The following is a 16665-nucleotide window of genomic DNA, read 5'->3' as shown; positions in this document are numbered from 1 at the left end:
CTCTGGTGCGCATTTTCTAAAACAAAAGCGAATTAATTATGCTGTTGGGCTTGAAGACCTGGTACGAAAAACTGGTTCTCGGACACCCGAAAATCATACTGGCGCTGGTGGCATTGCTCACCCTGGCGGCTGCTGCCGGCCTGCCGCGCTTTAAGCTGGATGCTTCGGCAGATTCACTGACCCTGGAAACCGACGATTCGCTGGATTTTTTCCGCGAAATATCCGAGCGCTACAACTCCGGGGATTTCCTCGTGGTGACCTATCGCTATAAAGGGGGCGACCTGTTCAGTGACGAGTCACTGGCGACCATGCGGCGCTTGCAGGACGAGCTGGCCATGGTGGAGGGCGTTGCCAGTGTGCAGTCGGTGCTGAACGTGCCGCTGCTGTACAGCCCGAAGCTGTCGATTACCGAAGTGGCCGATGGGATTCGCACTCTGTCCTCACCGGAAGTGGACCGGGAGCTGGCGCGCCAGGAATTTCTCGAAAGCCCTATTTATAAAGACCTGATTATGAGCGCCGATGGCGAGACCACCGCCATGATGCTCAACCTGACGCTGGACCAGAAAGGGCTGGACCTGGTGCGTGAGCGGGATGCCCTGCGACGCCAGCGCAACGAATCTGGTCTGGACGCCGCGCAGGCACAGCGCCTGGAAGCAGTGTCGGCGGAGTATTTGCAACACCGCACCGCGCAGGAAGATGCGGCGCGTGATCGGGTGCAGGAGGTGCGCGAAATTCTCACCCAGTATGAGGGCAGCGCCGAGCTGTTTCTCGGCGGCCTCACCATGATTACCTCGGATATGATCGCGTTTATCCAGAGCGACCTGATGGTATTTGGTGCGGGCATCCTGATCTTTATCGTGGTGACGCTGCTGCTGATTTTCCGGCAGGCCCGCTGGGTACTGTTGCCCCTGACTACCTGTGTGACCACTGCCGTTATTATGCTCGGCCTGCTGTCCTGGCTCGACTGGCGCCTGACGGTGATCTCCGCCAACTTCGTGGCCCTGCTGCTGATCATTACCCTGGCGATCACCATCCATCTGGCGGTGCGCTACCGGGAGTATTTTGCCGAGCATCCGGAGTGGGATCGTTTCCAGCTAGCCTCTGCCACCGTGGCGTTTATGGCAAAGCCCTGCCTGTATACCGGGCTCACGACCATGGTGGCATTTATCTCCCTGGTGGTCAGTGGTATCCGCCCGGTCATCGACTTCGGCTGGATGATGACCATGGGCGTGACCGTGGCACTGGTGCTTTCATTCCTGATCATTCCCGCGAGCCTGATGTTGTTGCGCAAGCGTGATGCGGGCCAGGGTGCGGATAATTCGCATGCCTTTACCCAGGTGTTTTCCCGTTTCGCTGAACATCATAAAGGTGTGGTGCTTGGGGTGGCGGTGGTGGCGGCCATTATCAGTGCGGTGGGTATCTCACGCCTCAAAGTGGAAAACCGCTTTATCGATTACTTCGACGACTCCACAGAGATCCATCAGGGTATGCTGGTGATCGACCAGCGCCTCGGCGGAACCATCAACCTGGACGTGGTGTTGAACAAACCGGAGGAGGCCGCGCCGGCGTTCGAGGGCGAGGAGGATCCCTTTGCAGCGGAGTTCTCCAGTGAGGATGACGCGGCAGAGGCAGAGGCAGAGGCTGAGGCGGATCCATTTGCCGCGGAGGATCCGTTTGCCGCAGACGACCCCTTTGCCGCGAGCGGCAGTGAAAGCCAGGACCCTGACGCCTACTGGTTTACTGTGGCGGGCCTGAACCAGATTGAGCAGTTGCACGACTTCCTCGAAGCCCAGCCGGAAATCGGCAAGGTCCAGTCACTGGCCACCCTGTACAAAGTGGCGCAGGACCTGAATGACGGCGGTCTCAATGACTTCGAGCTGGCCATTGCCCGCCAGAGCCTGCCGGAGGAAATCAACCAGGTGCTGGTAAACCCCTATTGGTCCCCGCAGGCACAGCAGGCCAGAATCACCATGCGTGTGATGGAAACCGATCCTAACTTGCGCCGGGATGAATTGATTCGCCGTATTTATGCCTACGCGGAAAATGAAATGGGCATCGCGCCGGAAAACATCCGCCAGACCGGCATGCTGGTGCTGTACAACAACATGCTGCAAAGCCTGTTTAAGTCGCAGATCCTGACGCTGGGCGCGGTGTTCGCGGGTATTTTGCTGATGTTCCTGGTGCTGTTCCGCTCGCTGTCGCTGGCGGTGATTGCCCTGGTGCCCAACATGCTGGCAGCCTGTGTGGTGCTCGGCGGGATGGGCCTGGCGAATATCCCGCTGGATATGATGACCATTACCATTGCTGCGATTACCGTGGGCATCGGCGTAGACCACGCGATCCATTATCTTTACCGGTTCCGCGCGGAATTTGCCAAAGACGGTGACTATATTGCGACCATGCACCGCAGCCACGCCACCATCGGTCGCGCGATGTTTTACACCGCCATTACCATCATCGCCGGCTTCTCGATTCTGGCGCTGTCAAAGTTTGTGCCGTCCATCTACTTTGGTTTACTGACGGCGCTGGCCATGTCGGCGGCCCTGCTGGGGTCCCTGACGCTGCTGCCGTTGTTGCTGGTACTGATCAAGCCGCTACCCAAGCCTGCGGAGGGCAACGGGCCGGGAAAGCCCGCAGCGGCCGTTGAGGCCTGTGCCGGCTGAGCGGGCCGATCCGACGCCACTCGATGACGGTTGATTGATTATTCGGGCCCGGGGGTTCTACCTCCGGGCCCGATTTCGTTTTCGCGCAGCACTATTGCCTTCTAACCTTAATGGGTGGAGAAGGATGATTCGTGACTGGGTGGATCTTGCGGAAATGATGAAGAGCCGTATTGCGATACTGATTCCCGGGATTTTCGACCGGGGCAGGTCGATGCAAAGGATGCAGGGCGCGTTGGAGCGGTCAGGTTTTGTCGCGCGCACCATCCGGTTACAGACCAATAGTGGCTGGTATGGGATGGAGCCGATGGCGGCACAGTTGCGCGACCTGGTGGAGGCAATGACCCGCGAGGATGAGAGCTGCGCACTGGTAGGCTTCAGCATGGGGGGAATTGTGGCGCGCTACTATCTGCAGAGACTGGGCGGCGCAGAAAAGGTGCACAAGTTCATCGCTCTCTCCAGTCCCCACTTCGGCAGTCTGTGGGCGCACCTGTTGCCCTACAAAGGCGGACGGCAACTGCGCATCGGCAGTGAATTCCTGAGCAATCTGAACCGGGATGCCGCAGTGTTGGAAGGCGCTGCGCCCGTATCCATCTGGACGCCGTACGACGCCACCATTGTGCCCCGCACCAGCTCGCGCCTGCCGATCGGGAATACCTATCAGGTCCCGGTCAGCCTTCACCGGTGGGTGCCCCAGAACCCGAAAGTGATCGACATTGTCCGCACCGAACTCACCGGCGCACTGGAGGACCCTGGCGGGCGCTGACCCGACGGATCAGCTTTCCTGCATGAAGAAGTCCCGCAGATAGCGAAACAGCTTGCGCTGGTTGGTCGGCGCTTTTTTGTTCGCGATTTCTTTGTTGGCTTCGCGAATCAGGGCGCGCACCTGCTGGTGATCGGCACCGGGATGGGCGTCGAAAAACGCACTCTGCGCCTCTTTCCCCTGTTCCAGTAACCGTTCCCGCCATTCTTCCGCCATGCGGTCAAAACGCAGGTGCAGGTGGTCCTGTTCCCGGTGCTTCTCCAGTACCGCCTGGATCGCCTCGACATCGGCCTTGCGCATGAGTTTGCCGATGTACTGCAACTGGCGGCGGCGCGCTTCCCGGGACTTGATCCGGTGCATGGTGTCGATGGCCTCGCTCAGCACCGCATCCATGGGGACCTCGGCCAGCTTCGCCGGGTTCAGCTCGGTCAGCTGCTTGCCGAGTGCCTGCAGCTCGTGCATTTCCTGCTTGACCTGGGTTTTGCTTTTGAAATTCTCGTCCTCAAATTCGTCAAAAGCGCCGGGATCATCTGAATTGTGCATGGTATATCTCTGAAACAGTACTGGGGTAAACGGAACCTGAATAGGCTGCGCGTCAAATAAAAAACCAGGTCGCGAGGCCGAGGAAAGACATAAAGCCCACCACATCGGTGACCGTGGTCAGGGCCACGCCGCCGGCCAGGGCGGGGTCGATGCGCAGGGCACGCAGGGCCACCGGTAGGATAGTACCGGCGAAGGCCGCGGTGACCAGGTTGATGACCATGGCCGCTATGATAATCAGGGCAATGCGGGTATCGCCAAACCAGAGCGCGGCGATACCGCCCATCACCGCGGCCCAAAGAATCGCATTCAGCGCGCCACTGGCCAGCTCACGGGACAGGAGCCAGCTCAGGTTACTGCGCCCGACCTGGCCAAGGGCCATGCCGCGAATGATGACCGTGAGGGTCTGGCTGCCGGCGACACCGCCCATACTGGCGACAATCGGCATCAGTACGGCGAGGGCCACCACCTTGTCGATGGTGTCCTGAAACAGGTTGATGACCCAGGAAGCGAGCAGGGCGGTGAGCAGGTTGATGCCGAGCCAGATTGCGCGACGGGGCGCGGTGCGTTTTACCGGTGCGAAGGTGTCCTCTTCCTCGTCGAGGCCCGCCAGGCTCATCAGCGAGTGGTCGGCGTCCTCCCGGATCACATCGACCACGTCGTCGATGGTGATCCGCCCCAGCAGGCGATTTTCCTCGTCCACCACCGGCGCGGTAATCCAGTCGTATTTGGTAAACAGGCGAGCCACTTCGTCGTCCGGCATATCGGCGGGAATGGGGTCCACGTCGGTGATCATGATTTCACGTACGGTGACGGAGGGATCTGTGGTCAGTAGTTTGGTCAGTGGCAGCAGGCCGATAAAGCGGTCTTTGCGGTTGACCACAAACAGGTTGTCGGTGGATTCGGGCAGCTGCTCGTGGCGGCGCAGGTAGCGCAGCACCACATCGAGGTGCAGGTTGGGGCGCACGGAGACAATTTCCGTGTCCATCAGGCCGCCGGCGGTTTCCTCGTCGTAAGCGAGGACGTCTTCCACCCGCTGGCGGTCGTGCTCGCTCATGGCAGAGAGTACTTCCGCCATCACCCGTTCGGGTAATTGCTGGAGGATGTCTGCCACATCGTCCGCATCTAGGCCCTCCATCACGGCCACCATTTCCTCGGTGTCCATGGTCGAGAGAATCTGGCTCTGTACCTCGTCCGGCAGCTCCTGCAGTACCTCGCCCTCGACCTCGCGGTCGATCAGTTTCCACAGTACCTGGCGGATGCGCGGCGGCGAGCTCTCGAGCAGCTGGGCGATGCTTTGCGGGGAGAGTGAGGACAGCATGCGCTGCACTTCCCGCCCGGTGCCACTGTCCAGCGCCGCATACAGCGCACCGAGCTGGTTCTGAGCGCGGAATGAGATGTCGGCGTTGGAGGGCTTGGGCACGTAAACACCTGCTTGTTGGGGGGTACTGCGAGGGCCGGCATTATAAGGGTAGAAAGGGGGGCGGCAGGCGCCTTTTTATTCGCCCTCACCAAAGCGGTCGTTAATCAGCAGGCAGATGGCCTCGTGCGCCGCATCTTCATCGCGGCCGCAGATTTCCAGTTCCAGCTCCACGCCTTTGCCCGCGGCAAGCAGCATGAGTGCCATCACGCTTTTGCCGTCCACGGCCTTGCCCTGGCAGTGCACTTTCACTTCAGAGGAAAAGCGCGCGCTGGTCTGGGCAAACTTGCTCGCGGCGCGCGCGTGTAGCCCCAGTTTATTGATAATGGTGATGCGGCTTTTTTGCATGGTGGGTATCTATCGTATGCTCCGGCCCGGGCTCATTTTTGCTGTTCGCGGTGTCGAACCTGGATATTCTCGAAAATCCCGGCAAAGGCTTTGGCCAGCTGCTCCACCATGTACACCGAGCGGTGGCGGCCGCCAGTGCAACCGATTGATACCGAGGTATAGCTGCGGTTGCTTTGCTGATAACTGGGTAGCCAGCGTTCCAGGAACTGGGTGATGTCTCGCTGCATATCCCTGGTCTCCTGGTGAGACTGCAGGAATTCGGCCACTTCCGGGTCCATGCCGGTTTTGTTGCGCAGTTCCGGTATCCAGTAGGGGTTGGGCAGGCAGCGCAGGTCAAACACCAGGTCTGCATCGACGGGCACACCGTGCTTGAAACCAAAGGACTGGAACAGGATGGCCATGCCGGGCGAGTCTTTGCCCACGACCCGGGATTTCATCTGGTCGCGCAGCTGGTGCAGGCTGAGGCTGCTGGTATCAATGACCAGGTCGGCCATGGACGCGAGCGGTGCCAGCAGCTCCTTCTCGCGATTGAGCGCTTCAAGCAGGTGGGTGTGGCTGTCGCTCAGGGGGTGTTTGCGGCGGGTCTCGCTGAATCGTTGCACCAGTACCGGCGAGCGCGCATCCAGGTAGATGACGTCGCAATCGATGCCGCTGTCGCGCAGGTCGTTGATGACCTTGGGAGCCTGACGCACATCGTGCCACAGGTTGCGGGCGTCGATGCCAAGCGCCAGCTGGGTGTTTTCTTGGGAGGGTTGCTCGGCGACTCGGCGGATGAGTTCGGGCAGCAGGCTGGCCGGGAGGTTGTCGATGCAATTGAAGCCAACATCTTCCAGCAGTTGCAGCGCGGAGCTCTTTCCGGAGCCCGAGCGGCCGCTGATTATGACCAGTCGCATAGAACACGCACTCCTTGCTGAATCCGGCGCAGTATGCGGCCAGAGTGGCTAACTTGAGCGGCACCGGCAACGGGCTGTCGCCGGCATTCGCGGCCTATTATGCCGCGGCAGCGCTGTTGATGGCCAGTGCGTATAGTTCGTCGCTGGTGGTGGCCGCGCGCAGCTTTTCACGTACGCGGCTGTCGCTGAACAGGGCAGCAATTTCGGCGAGGGTGTCCAGGTGCTCCTGGTCCGAGTCTTCGGGTACCAACAGGGCAAACAGCAAGTCCACCGGTTGGCGGTCGATGGCATCGAAGTCCACCGCCGGGGATGTGGTGCAGAGTACGCCGATCGGGCCCGCACAACCGGGCAGGCGACAGTGAGGAATGGCGACACCCTCGCCGATACCGGTAGAGCCGAGGCGCTCCCGGGCGACCAGCTGGTTGAAGATCGTGTCAGAGTCCAGATCGGGATGTTGCTCTGAAATCGCCTGGGCGATGTTGAGTAACAGCTTTTTTTTGCTGCTCCCCGCCAGATGGCAAAGGCTCAGGCGGGGAGAGAGTAATGCTTCCAATGTCATAACGTACTGATGATCTAGCGGTGCAGGCCAGCCGGTAACCTGGTTGTGTTACGACTAGCGGTGACTGCGCAACTTCTCTTTGTGTTTCAGCAGTTGCCGGTCGAGTTTGTCAGTCAGCGAATCGATCGCTGCGTACATGTCCTCAGATTCCGAATCGGCAAAAATATCCTTGTTGCCGTTCACGTGAACCCGTGCCTCGGCTTTCTGGATCAGTTTGTCGACGGAAAGGATGACCTGAGTATTGGTAATCAGGTCATTGTGGCGGGAGAGCTTGTCCAGTTTGGTCTGGCAGTAATCGCGAATGGCCGGAGTAACGTCTACATGGTGGCCACTGATATTGATCTGCATGGATTTCTCCTCATCGGGTGCAACACAAATCTGGCTGGACCCCCGCACAGGGCGGCAACCCTACTAGGAAGTGCGCCAGAATGGAAGGATACACTCAATGTATAGCCATTGGTTGTACAGAAAGTGTGCAGGCGACGAAGGAAATTCCCGCAATCAGTGACTGCTGCAGTTAAACCAGTCGCTTTCTCTCGCTGGACGAGGGAATACCCATGGATTCTCGGTACTTGGCGACCGTGCGCCGCGCGACTTTAATACCCTGGGAGTCCAGTTCCTGGGTGATTTTGTTGTCTGACAGCGGTTTGCGTGGCTGTTCGGCATCAATCAGCTTACGGATCAGGGCGCGGATGGCGGTGGATGAGGCATCCTCCCCGGAGTCGGTGCTCACATGGCTGGAGAAGAAGTATTTCAGCTCGAAGACGCCGCGGGGCGTGAGCATGTACTTCTGGGTGGTTACCCGGGAAATGGTCGACTCGTGCATGCCGATGGTCTCGGCAATGTTCGCCAGTACCATGGGTTTCATACCCTCCGGCCCCAGCTCAAAGAAGCCCTGCTGTTTTTCCACAATGCAGCTGGCTACCTTGAGCAGTGTCTCGTGGCGGCTTTGCAGGCTTTTCAGGAACCAGCGTGCTTCCTGGAGGTTGTCGCGCAGGTAATTGTTGTCACTGGAATTGTCGGCGCGTTTGATCAGTGAGGCATAGGTGTCATTGATACGCAGCTTGGGGGTGGTTTCCGGGTTGAGCTCGACCACCCAGCGATTGTGCTTGCGGCTGACGATCACATCGGGCACCACATACTGGGGTTCTTCACCGCCGAAGGCTTCCCCTGGATACGGGGTGAGGGTCTGGATCAGTCGCATGACCTCGCCTAGCTGTGACTCGTTGAGCCGCGTGCGGCGGGTCAGCTGGCGGAAGTCCCGCTTGCCCAGCAGGTCGAGGTGCTGGCTCACTACCAGCAGGGCCTCGGTGATCCACGGTGTCTCCTCCGGCAACTGGCGCAATTGCAATAGCAGGCTCTCGCGCAGGTCGCGGGCGCCACAGCCCGCGGGTTCCAGCTGCTGAATGGTTTTCAGTACGGTCAGCACCTCGTCGGCCTCCACCTCGAAGGTTGCGGCCACCTCGTCGAGGTCCGCGTCGAGGAAACCGTTGGGGGCAATGGCGTCGATCAGGGTTTCGCCGATCAGCTTGTCGATATCCGTCAGCGGGGTCAGGTTTAACTGCCAAAGCAGGTGGTCCTGCAGGCTTTCGGAGGCCGCGTTGCGCTGTTCCAGCGCGTACTCATCGCCATCGCCACCGCTGTAGCTACCGCCGGTGTAAATGTCGTCCCAGCGGGTATCGACTGGCAGGTCGTCCGGGATTTCGCTGTTCCAGTCACCCTCGGCCGTAGACTCGCTTTGCGTCTCTCGGGCAGCTTCCTGCGCACGGGTTTCCGGCTCTTTGGTTTCGGATTGCGCGGGGGTGTTCTGGTCCTGATGGGATTCGCCGGCGTGTTCGTCGAAGTCGGATTCCAGCAGGGGGTTGCTGTCTAGGGCGGACTGGATTTCCTGTTGCAGATCCAGCGTCGACAATTGCAGCAGGCGGATCGCCTGTTGCAATTGCGGTGTCATTGTCAGCTGTGTGCCGAGTTTTAACTGGAGTGACTGCTTCATATGGGGGTTTGCCGGCAGAAAATTCTGGCGTTGGCCCGCCGCAGCAGATTTGATGCTTGATACGGCGGCGTAAAGCTCATTTCCTGCAGACTACCTTGCGGCAAATCGGAACACAAGAGGCAGCTTAAGCAATAAGCATGCCGAAAATTTTTGTGGATCCGGTCACAAGGTTGCTGTGTGTGATAGCGGCCTACAGAATGGGGCGCGGGGCAGATGAACCCCTAGCAAACCGCTTAAATGGTGAATTCGTGTCCCAGATAGACATCTTTCACCTGTTTGTTTTCTGCCACGTCTCTTGGGTCACCGTGGGCGATGATATGCCCCTCGCTGACGATAAATGCGGTCTCGCAGATATCCAGGGTTTCGCGCACATTGTGGTCGGTAATCAGTACGCCGATACCGCGGTCCCGCAGATGGCGGATAATTTGCTTGATATCGTTGACCGAGATGGGGTCGACACCGGCAAAGGGTTCATCCAGCAGGACAAAGGCGGGGTTGGTCGCCAGGGCCCGCGCAATTTCAACGCGACGGCGCTCGCCGCCGGACAGCGCCATCCCCAGGCTGTCGCGGATGTGGGTGATGTGGAATTCCTCCAGCAGGGCCTCAAGTTGCGCCATACGCTGGCTACGGTTGAGGTCCTTGCGGGTTTCGAGAATGGCGAGAATGTTGTCCGCCACGGTCAGGCGGCGGAATACCGATGCTTCCTGAGGCAGGTAGCCAATGCCCTTGCGGGCGCGGCCGTGCATGGAAAGACCGGTGATATCTTCGTCGTCGATCATGACCTGGCCGGCATCCGCCTGGACCAGGCCGGCGATCATGTAGAAACACGTGGTCTTGCCGGCACCATTGGGGCCCAGCAGGCCCACCACCTGCCCGCTGGATACGCTCACGGACACATCCTGAACGACTTTGCGTTTTTTGTACTGCTTGGCGAGATGTAACGCTTTGAGCGTCGGCATGGCGAATTCCGGTATCTAGTGCAGTGGCAATGGCCACATCTGTCTGGTGAGTTCTGCAGGCGCTGGCCCCATGGGGCGGATGGCCTACTGGCCGTCTTCGACCGGTTTGGGGGCGGGCTGCGCTTCGGGCTTCCAGATCATTTCCACGCGCTTCTTCTCCGATTGGCCCTGGGCCTGCATCTGCTCGCTATTGAGGTCGTAATCGATGCGCTCGGCGGAGAGGGTGTTGCCGTCCCGGTCGACGAAGGCTTCACCGGTCAGCTGCAGGGCATCGGTGCTCACCAGAAATTCAATTCGCCGGGCGCGCGCCTTGACCGGGCTGGTGCTTTCTTCCACTTGCTGCTGGAAATGGGCAGGGGTGCCGACGGCGACCACCTTGCGGATTTCGCCGCTGGCATTGCCGTGTACCTCGACCCGGTCTGCGCGGATCTGTAGGGAGCCCTGAGTAATGACCACATTGCCGCTATAGACCGAGAGGTTTTTGCTGCGGTTGGCCTCCAGGTTGTCGGCGGATACTTTCACAGGCTGCTGGCGATCATTGGGTAGAGCCTGCGCCTGCAGGCTGGCCAGCGCGACCACCGCCGCCAACGTGGTTGCGAGCAGTGTGCGGGCGGTATTAGCGGACTTCATAGCGGCTTTCCACATCGGACAGAATTTCCACCTTGTCTTGTTTTAGATCGGCGCGGAGGCCCTTGCCGGTTGTGAGGTTGGGGCCGTCGGTAATGGTAACAACTTTGTCAGTCTCGGCGAATTCTTCGCGAGGCCTGATTTCGATTTTCGGTGTCCGCAGGGTAATACCTGGCCCCGGCAGCTCCTTGATGGAGACATCCCCCTTCAGTACGACCCTTTGCCCATTGTTGTAGGCGACACCAGAGCGCGATTCCGTGCGCCAGCGGGAGTCTTCACCCTGGTAAAACATCATGCGCGGCTCAGTGAGATCTGCCCGGTCGCGTCGGGCAAACTGGAAAAAAGTGACGCGCTCGGCATCGACTTCATAAGCGAGGTTGCCGTTCACATCGTAGTGACGCGTGCGGGCGCCCCGGATGATAAGGTCCGCGGCCCTGTTGTGTTCCTGCTGGGTGGGGCGCTTGCCCATCAGCTGTTCCGGCGGGCTCTCGGCGAACCAGAGCCCCAGGGAAATCAGCATCACCACAATCACCAGTGGTAGCCAGGTGCGCATGTATCGAGTGTTTCCTGTTAGCCTGCCAGCCCGTCAAACGGGGCCTGACAGTTAGTCTGTGTTGGTGCGGTCAGGTTCCGGCCCGACAATTATTTTTCAGCCTGCGCCAGATAGGGTGCCAGTGCGGCTTCAAAGGTGCCCTGCGCCTGCATGATGCGGTCGCAGACTTCCCGGACTGCGCCAAGCCCGCCTTTGTGCTCGGTGGTGAACAGTGCGCGCTCAATTACCGGTGGTGCCGCGTCGGGGACGGCAATTGGGCAGCCGACGCGGGTCATCAGTTGCAGGTCCGGGTAGTCATCGCCCACGTAGGCAATGTTTTCCAGTGCGTAGGGCTCGTTGGCAAATAACTCCTGAAAGGCGCTGTATTTGTCTTCACGCCCCTGAATCAGCCGGGTGATACCCAGGTCGTGCGCACGTTTTTCAACCAGCGAGCTGCGTCGACCGGTAATAATGGCGACGGCCACACCCGATTGCTGCAGCATCTTGATGCCGTGCCCATCCAGGGTGTGGAAGGTCTTCAGTTCGTTGCCGTGATTATCAAAGTACAGCCGTCCGTCGGTCAGTACGCCGTCCACGTCGAGAATCAGGTGGCGGACCCGGCTCAGTCTATCCTGGATTTCCTGGTCGCTGGGCGCGTTATTGGTGTGGCTCACGGGGCTTTTCCTTTATTCCTTTTCCTGTATCCAGAGTGTCGCGGTCTGTCAGATCACACCCGCGCGCAGTATGTCGTGCATGTGCAGCAGGCCGATCGGGTGGTGTTCGGCGTCCTCCACCACCAGCGCGGTGATCTTGTTGTCTTCCATGATCCGCAATGCTTCCGCGGCGAGCGTGTGCGCGCCGACGGTCTTGGGGCGACGGCTCATGACCTGGGCCATGGTGGCGCTGTCCAGCTCGAATTTCTGGTCGATGACGCGACGTAAATCGCCGTCGGTAAACACGCCGAGCAGCTGGCCAGCGCCATCGACCACTGTCGTCATGCCGAATCCTTTACTGGTCATTTCCAGCAGGGCGGTGGCCAGAGGTGTATCGGGGGCCACTTGAGGCAGTTCGTCGCCGGCGTGCATCACGTCCTCCACCTTGAGCAGCAGCTGGCGGCCGAGCGCGCCGCCGGGGTGGGAGAAGGCAAAGTCTTCGGCAGTGAACCCGCGGGCCTCGAGCAGCGCCACGGCGAGGGCGTCGCCCATTACCAGGGTGACGGTGGTAGACGACGTAGGGGCCAGATTCAGTGGGCAGGCCTCCGTGTCGACCGCAATATCCAGGTTCACGTCGGCGGACTGGGCAAGCGGGGAGTCCGGCTTGCCGGTCATGCTAATCAGGGGGATGCCCAGGCGCTTGAGTAGCGGAAGCAGGGTGAGAACCTCGGCAGAGGAGCCCGAATTGGAAATGGCAACGACCAGGTCCTGTCGGGTGATCATGCCCAGGTCCCCGTGGCTAGCTTCGCCCGGGTGCACAAAGAAGCTCGGTGTGCCGGTGCTAGCGAGGGTGGCGGCAATTTTGCGCCCGATATGACCAGATTTCCCCATGCCAGAAACAATCACGCGACCCTTGCACTCCAGGATCAAATCGCAGGCCCGCTTGAAATCGGCGCCGATGCGCGACTCAAGGGCGGCTACGGCCGCGGTCTCCATGGCAATGGTGCGGCGCCCGGCCTGTATGATCAGATCTTTTCCCATGATAACTCTCGCTGGATGATCCAGGGCGGCGCCGTGTGGGGCGGCTGGCCGCGATACTTCGGTTGATTCTAGAAAATGGTGGACGGGGCGGCCGCCGTAGGGCGCTGCCGGGCATACCGGTGCTTCCTTTTATAGTAGTGGCCCGGATGCGGTTAACGCTTCCGCTGTGCCGGCTACTGACGTGCTAACCTTTTAGAGAAGGTCACAGCCAGTGTGGATCTGGGCGCCTGCGAGCCTGCCACTGTGCAGGCAGATGGCCCCGCGAAAGTGATCCAGTGCCGCTTGTCCAAAGCGCGGCCATGGTATAGTTTGCCGCCGCTATTGTCAGCTACCCAGACAAACTAGGGACGAGGTGGGAGGGCTGTGACGAGTTTCGGGTACGCCGGATGGCTTGCCCGGGCTGTGCAACCTCTGTAACCGCCAATCAATTTTCGGCATGACTGTGACACTTTTTGCTGTCGCGAGCATCCAAAGGGACGAATTTGCCAATGGGAGATATTCTGTGAGCGCACTCATTACTACCCGGATCCACACCGCCAGCACGCTGCTGGGGAAAGTCCGGGCGCTGGTTTCTGTATTTCTGTTGTGCTGCGTGGCGCCATTCGCCACGGCATCGGAAAACCCCTACACCCTGATTGAGGGGGTTTCAAGCGAGCTGCTCGGGGTTATTCGCAGCGAGGGTGGTAATGTCAGTGCCAACCCCCAGCGTTACTATTCCGCAGTGGACCGCGTGCTCGCACCGGTCGTGGATTTCGACTTTATTGCCCGGGGCGTTATGGGTAGCCACGCGAAAAAGGCAACTCCTGCCCAGCGCGCCAAGTTTGCCAGCACCTTCCGCCGTGATCTGGTAGCTACCTTCGCCCGCGGTGTGGCCTCTTTCGGCAACATGGACGTGAAGGTGTTGAATCCCGGCTCTGCCCCCAGCGGCAATCGTGTCAACGTGCTGCAGGAAGTGCGTAGTAAAGAGGGGGTGACCAAGGTTTCCTACACGCTGGTGCGCAACCGAAGCGGTCAGTGGAAGTTGATTAATGTGATTCTGAATGGAGTCAACCTGGGCAAGACGTTCCGGGGCCAATTCTCGCAGGCCATGCAGGCAAATGGCGGCGATATCGACAAGGTGATTGCGGGCTGGTCTGCGGCAGACCAGGTCGGCTGAATTTCGCGTACTGGGTGCACGCCGGCGCTGCTGCGGGTTGCGGCTGCGTCGGGTGCTGTATTCCAGTACACTTGCGCGCTTTTAACACGACTGTAATCCCCGCTATGCAACCAGATCAAATCAAAGCCCTGATTGAAGGGCAAATTCCCGGAAGCCAGGTTGAGGCCGCCTTTGAAGGTAGTCACCTGCAATTGACCGTTATCAGCGACGCATTCAGCGGCCTGAGCCGTTTGAAAAAACAGCAGCTGGTGTACGGTGCGCTGTCCGACAAGATCGCCGACGGCACCCTGCACGCCGTGCAGATGAAAACCCTGACGCCGGAAGAAGCCGGCCAGTAAATTTTACCCGCGCCAGCCTAAGGTGGTGCGCGGGTTTTCGCTGACCTTGGGAAACCAAACCAGGAAACCGCAAAGGGAAGCCAGAGTGGAAGCCATATCGAATGGATAAACTGATTATCGAAGGGGGTAGCCCCATCTCCGGAACCTTGAAAATTTCCGGGGCCAAGAATTCCGCGTTGCCGATCCTGGCGGCAACGCTGTTGGCCGATGGGCCCGTGCAGATTCACAATCTGCCGCACCTCAACGATATCACCACCATGATTACCCTGCTGCGGTGTATGGGGGCGGACGTCACCATCGATGAGCGGCTGGGTGTGGAGATTGATCCGCGCTCGGTCAATGAGCTGACCGCGCCCTACGAGCTGGTGAAAACCATGCGCGCCTCCATTCTGGTGCTGGGTCCGCTGTTGGCCCGTCACGGGGTGGCCAATGTGTCGTTTCCCGGTGGCTGCGCCATTGGCAGCCGCCCGGTGGACATCCACCTCAAGGGGCTTGAGGCCATGGGGGCGGAAATTACCATCGATGAGGGTTTTATCCGCGCGCGCAGCAATGGGCGCCTTAAGGGTGCCAACATCGTGATGGAAAAAGTGACCGTCGGCGGTACCGAAAACCTGCTGATGGCCGCTGCGCTGGCAGAAGGTACCTCCGTGCTGCACAACGCTGCGCGGGAGCCGGAGATTGTCGATCTGGCGGAATTTCTGATAGCGATGGGCGCACAGATTGAGGGTGCGGGTACGGATACGATCCGCGTGCACGGTGTGCCGCGCCTGAATCCCTGCTCCTATACCGTGATGCCGGACCGGATTGAAACCGGAACCTTCCTGGCGGCTGCCGCAGCCGCGCGCGGCAAGGTACGCTTGACGCATACCCGCGCCGATATTCTCGACGCGGTGCTGGTGAAGTTCGAAGAAGCGGGTGCGCATATCAGTATCGGTAACGACTGGATTGAGCTGGATATGAAGGGGAATCGCCCAAAGGCGGTCAGCTTCCGCACCGCGCCTTACCCCGCCTTCCCTACCGATATGCAGTCCCAGTTCACCGCCATGAACGCGGTGGCCGAAGGGCGCGGCACGGTGGTGGAAACTATTTTTGAAAACCGGCTGATCCAGGTGCATGAGCTGAATCGTATGGGAGCGAATATCGTTCTCGAGGGCAATACCGCAATCGTGACCGGTGTGGAAAAACTGAAAGGCGCACCGGTAATGGCGTCCGACCTTCGCGCCTCCGCGAGTCTCGTGATCGCGGGTATGGTGGCCGAGGGGACGACGATCGTCGATCGTATTTACCATATCGACCGCGGTTACGAGTGCATCGAAGAGAAACTCCAGCAGTTGGGTGCCAATATTCGTCGCGTTCCAGGCTGAGTCCAGCGGGAGGGTGGGGTGCCTGGCTAGACGTTTCCCATCTAGATGTATTCTAGTTTTGTATTGGCGCGGACTATTATGAGCGGATAAGCTCGCACACGCTCAGGAAAACCGTCGTTACCTTCAGCCCGGATGTTTCCGGGCTCTCCAGATAATCATAATCGTTATGCAGATCACTATTGCCCTCACCAAGGGGCGTATTCTCAAGGAAACGCTGCCACTACTGGCTGCCGCTGGCCTCGAGCCGCTGGAAGATATCGCCAAGAGTCGCAAGCTGATCTTCGCTACCAACCAGGAAAACGTTCGCCTGCTGATCCTGCGCGGGTCCGATGTCCCCACTTATGTACAGCATGGGGCGGCGGACATGGGTGTGGCGGGCAAGGACAACCTGCTTGAGCATGACAATAGCAACCTTTACGAGCCCCTGGATTTGAATATTGCCCGCTGTCGACTGATGACCGCGGGTATCAAGGGTGCCCCGTTGCCCAGTGGCCGTATCAAGGTGGCGACCAAGTTTGTGCAGTCGGCGAAGCGCTACTATGCGGCGCAGGGGCGTCAGGCGGACATCATTAAGCTGTACGGAGCGATGGAGCTGGCACCGCTCATGGATCTTGCGGATGAAATTGTGGATATCGTGGATACCGGCAATACCCTGAAGGCCAATGGCCTGGAGGCACGAGACCACATTGCGGACATCAGTAGTCGGCTGATCGTCAACAAGGCCTCCATGAAAATGAAGTACAGCGCCATCAATGCGCTGGTGGAGCAGTTGGCAAAAGCCGTAAAAGCGTCCAAGGCCGATTGAACGGCAGCGCGTAG

General features: G+C 59.5%; 18 protein-coding genes. 6 read left to right on the top strand and 12 right to left on the bottom strand.

All coding sequences use genetic code 11. The features are described from left to right. Positions 1–38: 38 nt before the first annotated feature. Both AU182_RS14095 and AU182_RS14090 read left to right on the top strand, forming a co-directional pair. Positions 39–2663 carry an RND family transporter gene (locus AU182_RS14095; RefSeq protein WP_066966513.1) on the top strand — a complete coding sequence of 875 codons (2625 nt, stop codon included), beginning with the start codon at positions 39–41 and terminating at the stop codon, positions 2661–2663. 124 nt (positions 2664–2787) lie between these two features. Continuing rightward, positions 2788–3426: an alpha/beta fold hydrolase gene (locus AU182_RS14090; protein ID WP_227718278.1), complete on the top strand. Its 639-nt coding sequence runs from the start codon at positions 2788–2790 to the stop codon at positions 3424–3426. Positions 3427–3435: 9 nt separating this feature from the next. Here the strand turns inward: AU182_RS14090 and yjgA are convergent, their stop codons facing one another. From yjgA to AU182_RS14030, 12 genes are all read right to left on the bottom strand, one after another. Beyond that, positions 3436–3966: a ribosome biogenesis factor YjgA gene (yjgA, locus tag AU182_RS14085; protein WP_066966510.1), complete on the bottom strand. Its 531-nt coding sequence runs from the start codon at positions 3964–3966 to the stop codon at positions 3436–3438. A 52-nt stretch (positions 3967–4018) separates the two neighbouring features. Further along, the gene (gene mgtE / locus AU182_RS14080; RefSeq protein WP_369802086.1) at positions 4019–5362 is read right to left on the bottom strand and encodes a magnesium transporter; all 1344 of its coding nucleotides are present in this window, start codon (positions 5360–5362) and stop codon (positions 4019–4021) included. Positions 5363–5461: 99 nt separating this feature from the next. Then, positions 5462–5731: an HPr family phosphocarrier protein gene (locus tag AU182_RS14075; RefSeq protein WP_066966504.1), complete on the bottom strand. Its 270-nt coding sequence runs from the start codon at positions 5729–5731 to the stop codon at positions 5462–5464. A gap of 32 nt (positions 5732–5763) precedes the next feature. Beyond that, positions 5764–6624: an RNase adapter RapZ gene (gene rapZ / locus AU182_RS14070; RefSeq protein ID WP_066966501.1), complete on the bottom strand. Its 861-nt coding sequence runs from the start codon at positions 6622–6624 to the stop codon at positions 5764–5766. A 97-nt stretch (positions 6625–6721) separates the two neighbouring features. Beyond that, positions 6722–7183: a PTS IIA-like nitrogen regulatory protein PtsN gene (gene ptsN, locus AU182_RS14065; protein WP_066966498.1), complete on the bottom strand. Its 462-nt coding sequence runs from the start codon at positions 7181–7183 to the stop codon at positions 6722–6724. Between the two features lie 54 nt (positions 7184–7237). Further along, positions 7238–7531, bottom strand: a complete 294-nt coding sequence (hpf, locus tag AU182_RS14060; RefSeq protein WP_066966495.1) for a ribosome hibernation-promoting factor, HPF/YfiA family — start codon at positions 7529–7531, stop codon at positions 7238–7240. Between the two features lie 169 nt (positions 7532–7700). After that, positions 7701–9176, bottom strand: coding sequence for an RNA polymerase factor sigma-54 (locus tag AU182_RS14055; protein ID WP_066966492.1), 1476 nt, complete (start codon positions 9174–9176; stop codon positions 7701–7703). Positions 9177–9409: 233 nt separating this feature from the next. Continuing rightward, positions 9410–10135 (bottom strand): LPS export ABC transporter ATP-binding protein, encoded by a 726-nt coding sequence (gene lptB, locus AU182_RS14050; protein WP_066966489.1) that lies wholly within the window; start codon positions 10133–10135, stop codon positions 9410–9412. Between the two features lie 84 nt (positions 10136–10219). Beyond that, complete coding sequence (gene lptA, locus AU182_RS14045) at positions 10220–10765, bottom strand: lipopolysaccharide transport periplasmic protein LptA (protein WP_066966486.1); 546 nt, start codon at positions 10763–10765, stop codon at positions 10220–10222. Next, positions 10752–11315: an LPS export ABC transporter periplasmic protein LptC gene (gene lptC, locus AU182_RS14040; RefSeq protein WP_066966483.1), complete on the bottom strand. Its 564-nt coding sequence runs from the start codon at positions 11313–11315 to the stop codon at positions 10752–10754. Before lptC ends, lptA begins: the two co-directional genes overlap by 14 nt. 89 nt (positions 11316–11404) lie before the next feature. After that, entirely contained in the window at positions 11405–11968 is a 564-nt protein-coding gene (locus AU182_RS14035; RefSeq protein WP_066966480.1) for an HAD family hydrolase, read from the bottom strand. A 48-nt stretch (positions 11969–12016) separates the two neighbouring features. Then, positions 12017–12988, bottom strand: coding sequence for a KpsF/GutQ family sugar-phosphate isomerase (locus AU182_RS14030; RefSeq protein WP_066966477.1), 972 nt, complete (start codon positions 12986–12988; stop codon positions 12017–12019). 502 nt (positions 12989–13490) lie between these two features. Here AU182_RS14030 and AU182_RS14025 point away from each other — a divergent pair. From AU182_RS14025 to hisG, 4 genes are all read left to right on the top strand, one after another. Then, on the top strand, positions 13491–14144 hold the full coding sequence (locus AU182_RS14025; protein ID WP_227718277.1) for a phospholipid-binding protein MlaC: 654 nt from the start codon (positions 13491–13493) through the stop codon (positions 14142–14144). Positions 14145–14248: 104 nt separating this feature from the next. Continuing rightward, entirely contained in the window at positions 14249–14482 is a 234-nt protein-coding gene (locus AU182_RS14020; RefSeq protein ID WP_066966474.1) for a BolA family protein, read from the top strand. Between the two features lie 101 nt (positions 14483–14583). Continuing rightward, positions 14584–15846 (top strand): UDP-N-acetylglucosamine 1-carboxyvinyltransferase, encoded by a 1263-nt coding sequence (murA, locus tag AU182_RS14015; RefSeq protein WP_066966470.1) that lies wholly within the window; start codon positions 14584–14586, stop codon positions 15844–15846. A gap of 166 nt (positions 15847–16012) precedes the next feature. Continuing rightward, positions 16013–16651 (top strand): ATP phosphoribosyltransferase, encoded by a 639-nt coding sequence (gene hisG / locus AU182_RS14010; RefSeq protein ID WP_066966467.1) that lies wholly within the window; start codon positions 16013–16015, stop codon positions 16649–16651. Positions 16652–16665 lie beyond the last annotated feature (14 nt).

The sequence above is a fragment of the Microbulbifer sp. Q7 genome (assembly GCF_001639145.1).
GTDB lineage: Bacteria > Pseudomonadota > Gammaproteobacteria > Pseudomonadales > Cellvibrionaceae > Microbulbifer.
This window is presented reverse-complemented; position numbering and strand designations above follow the sequence as displayed.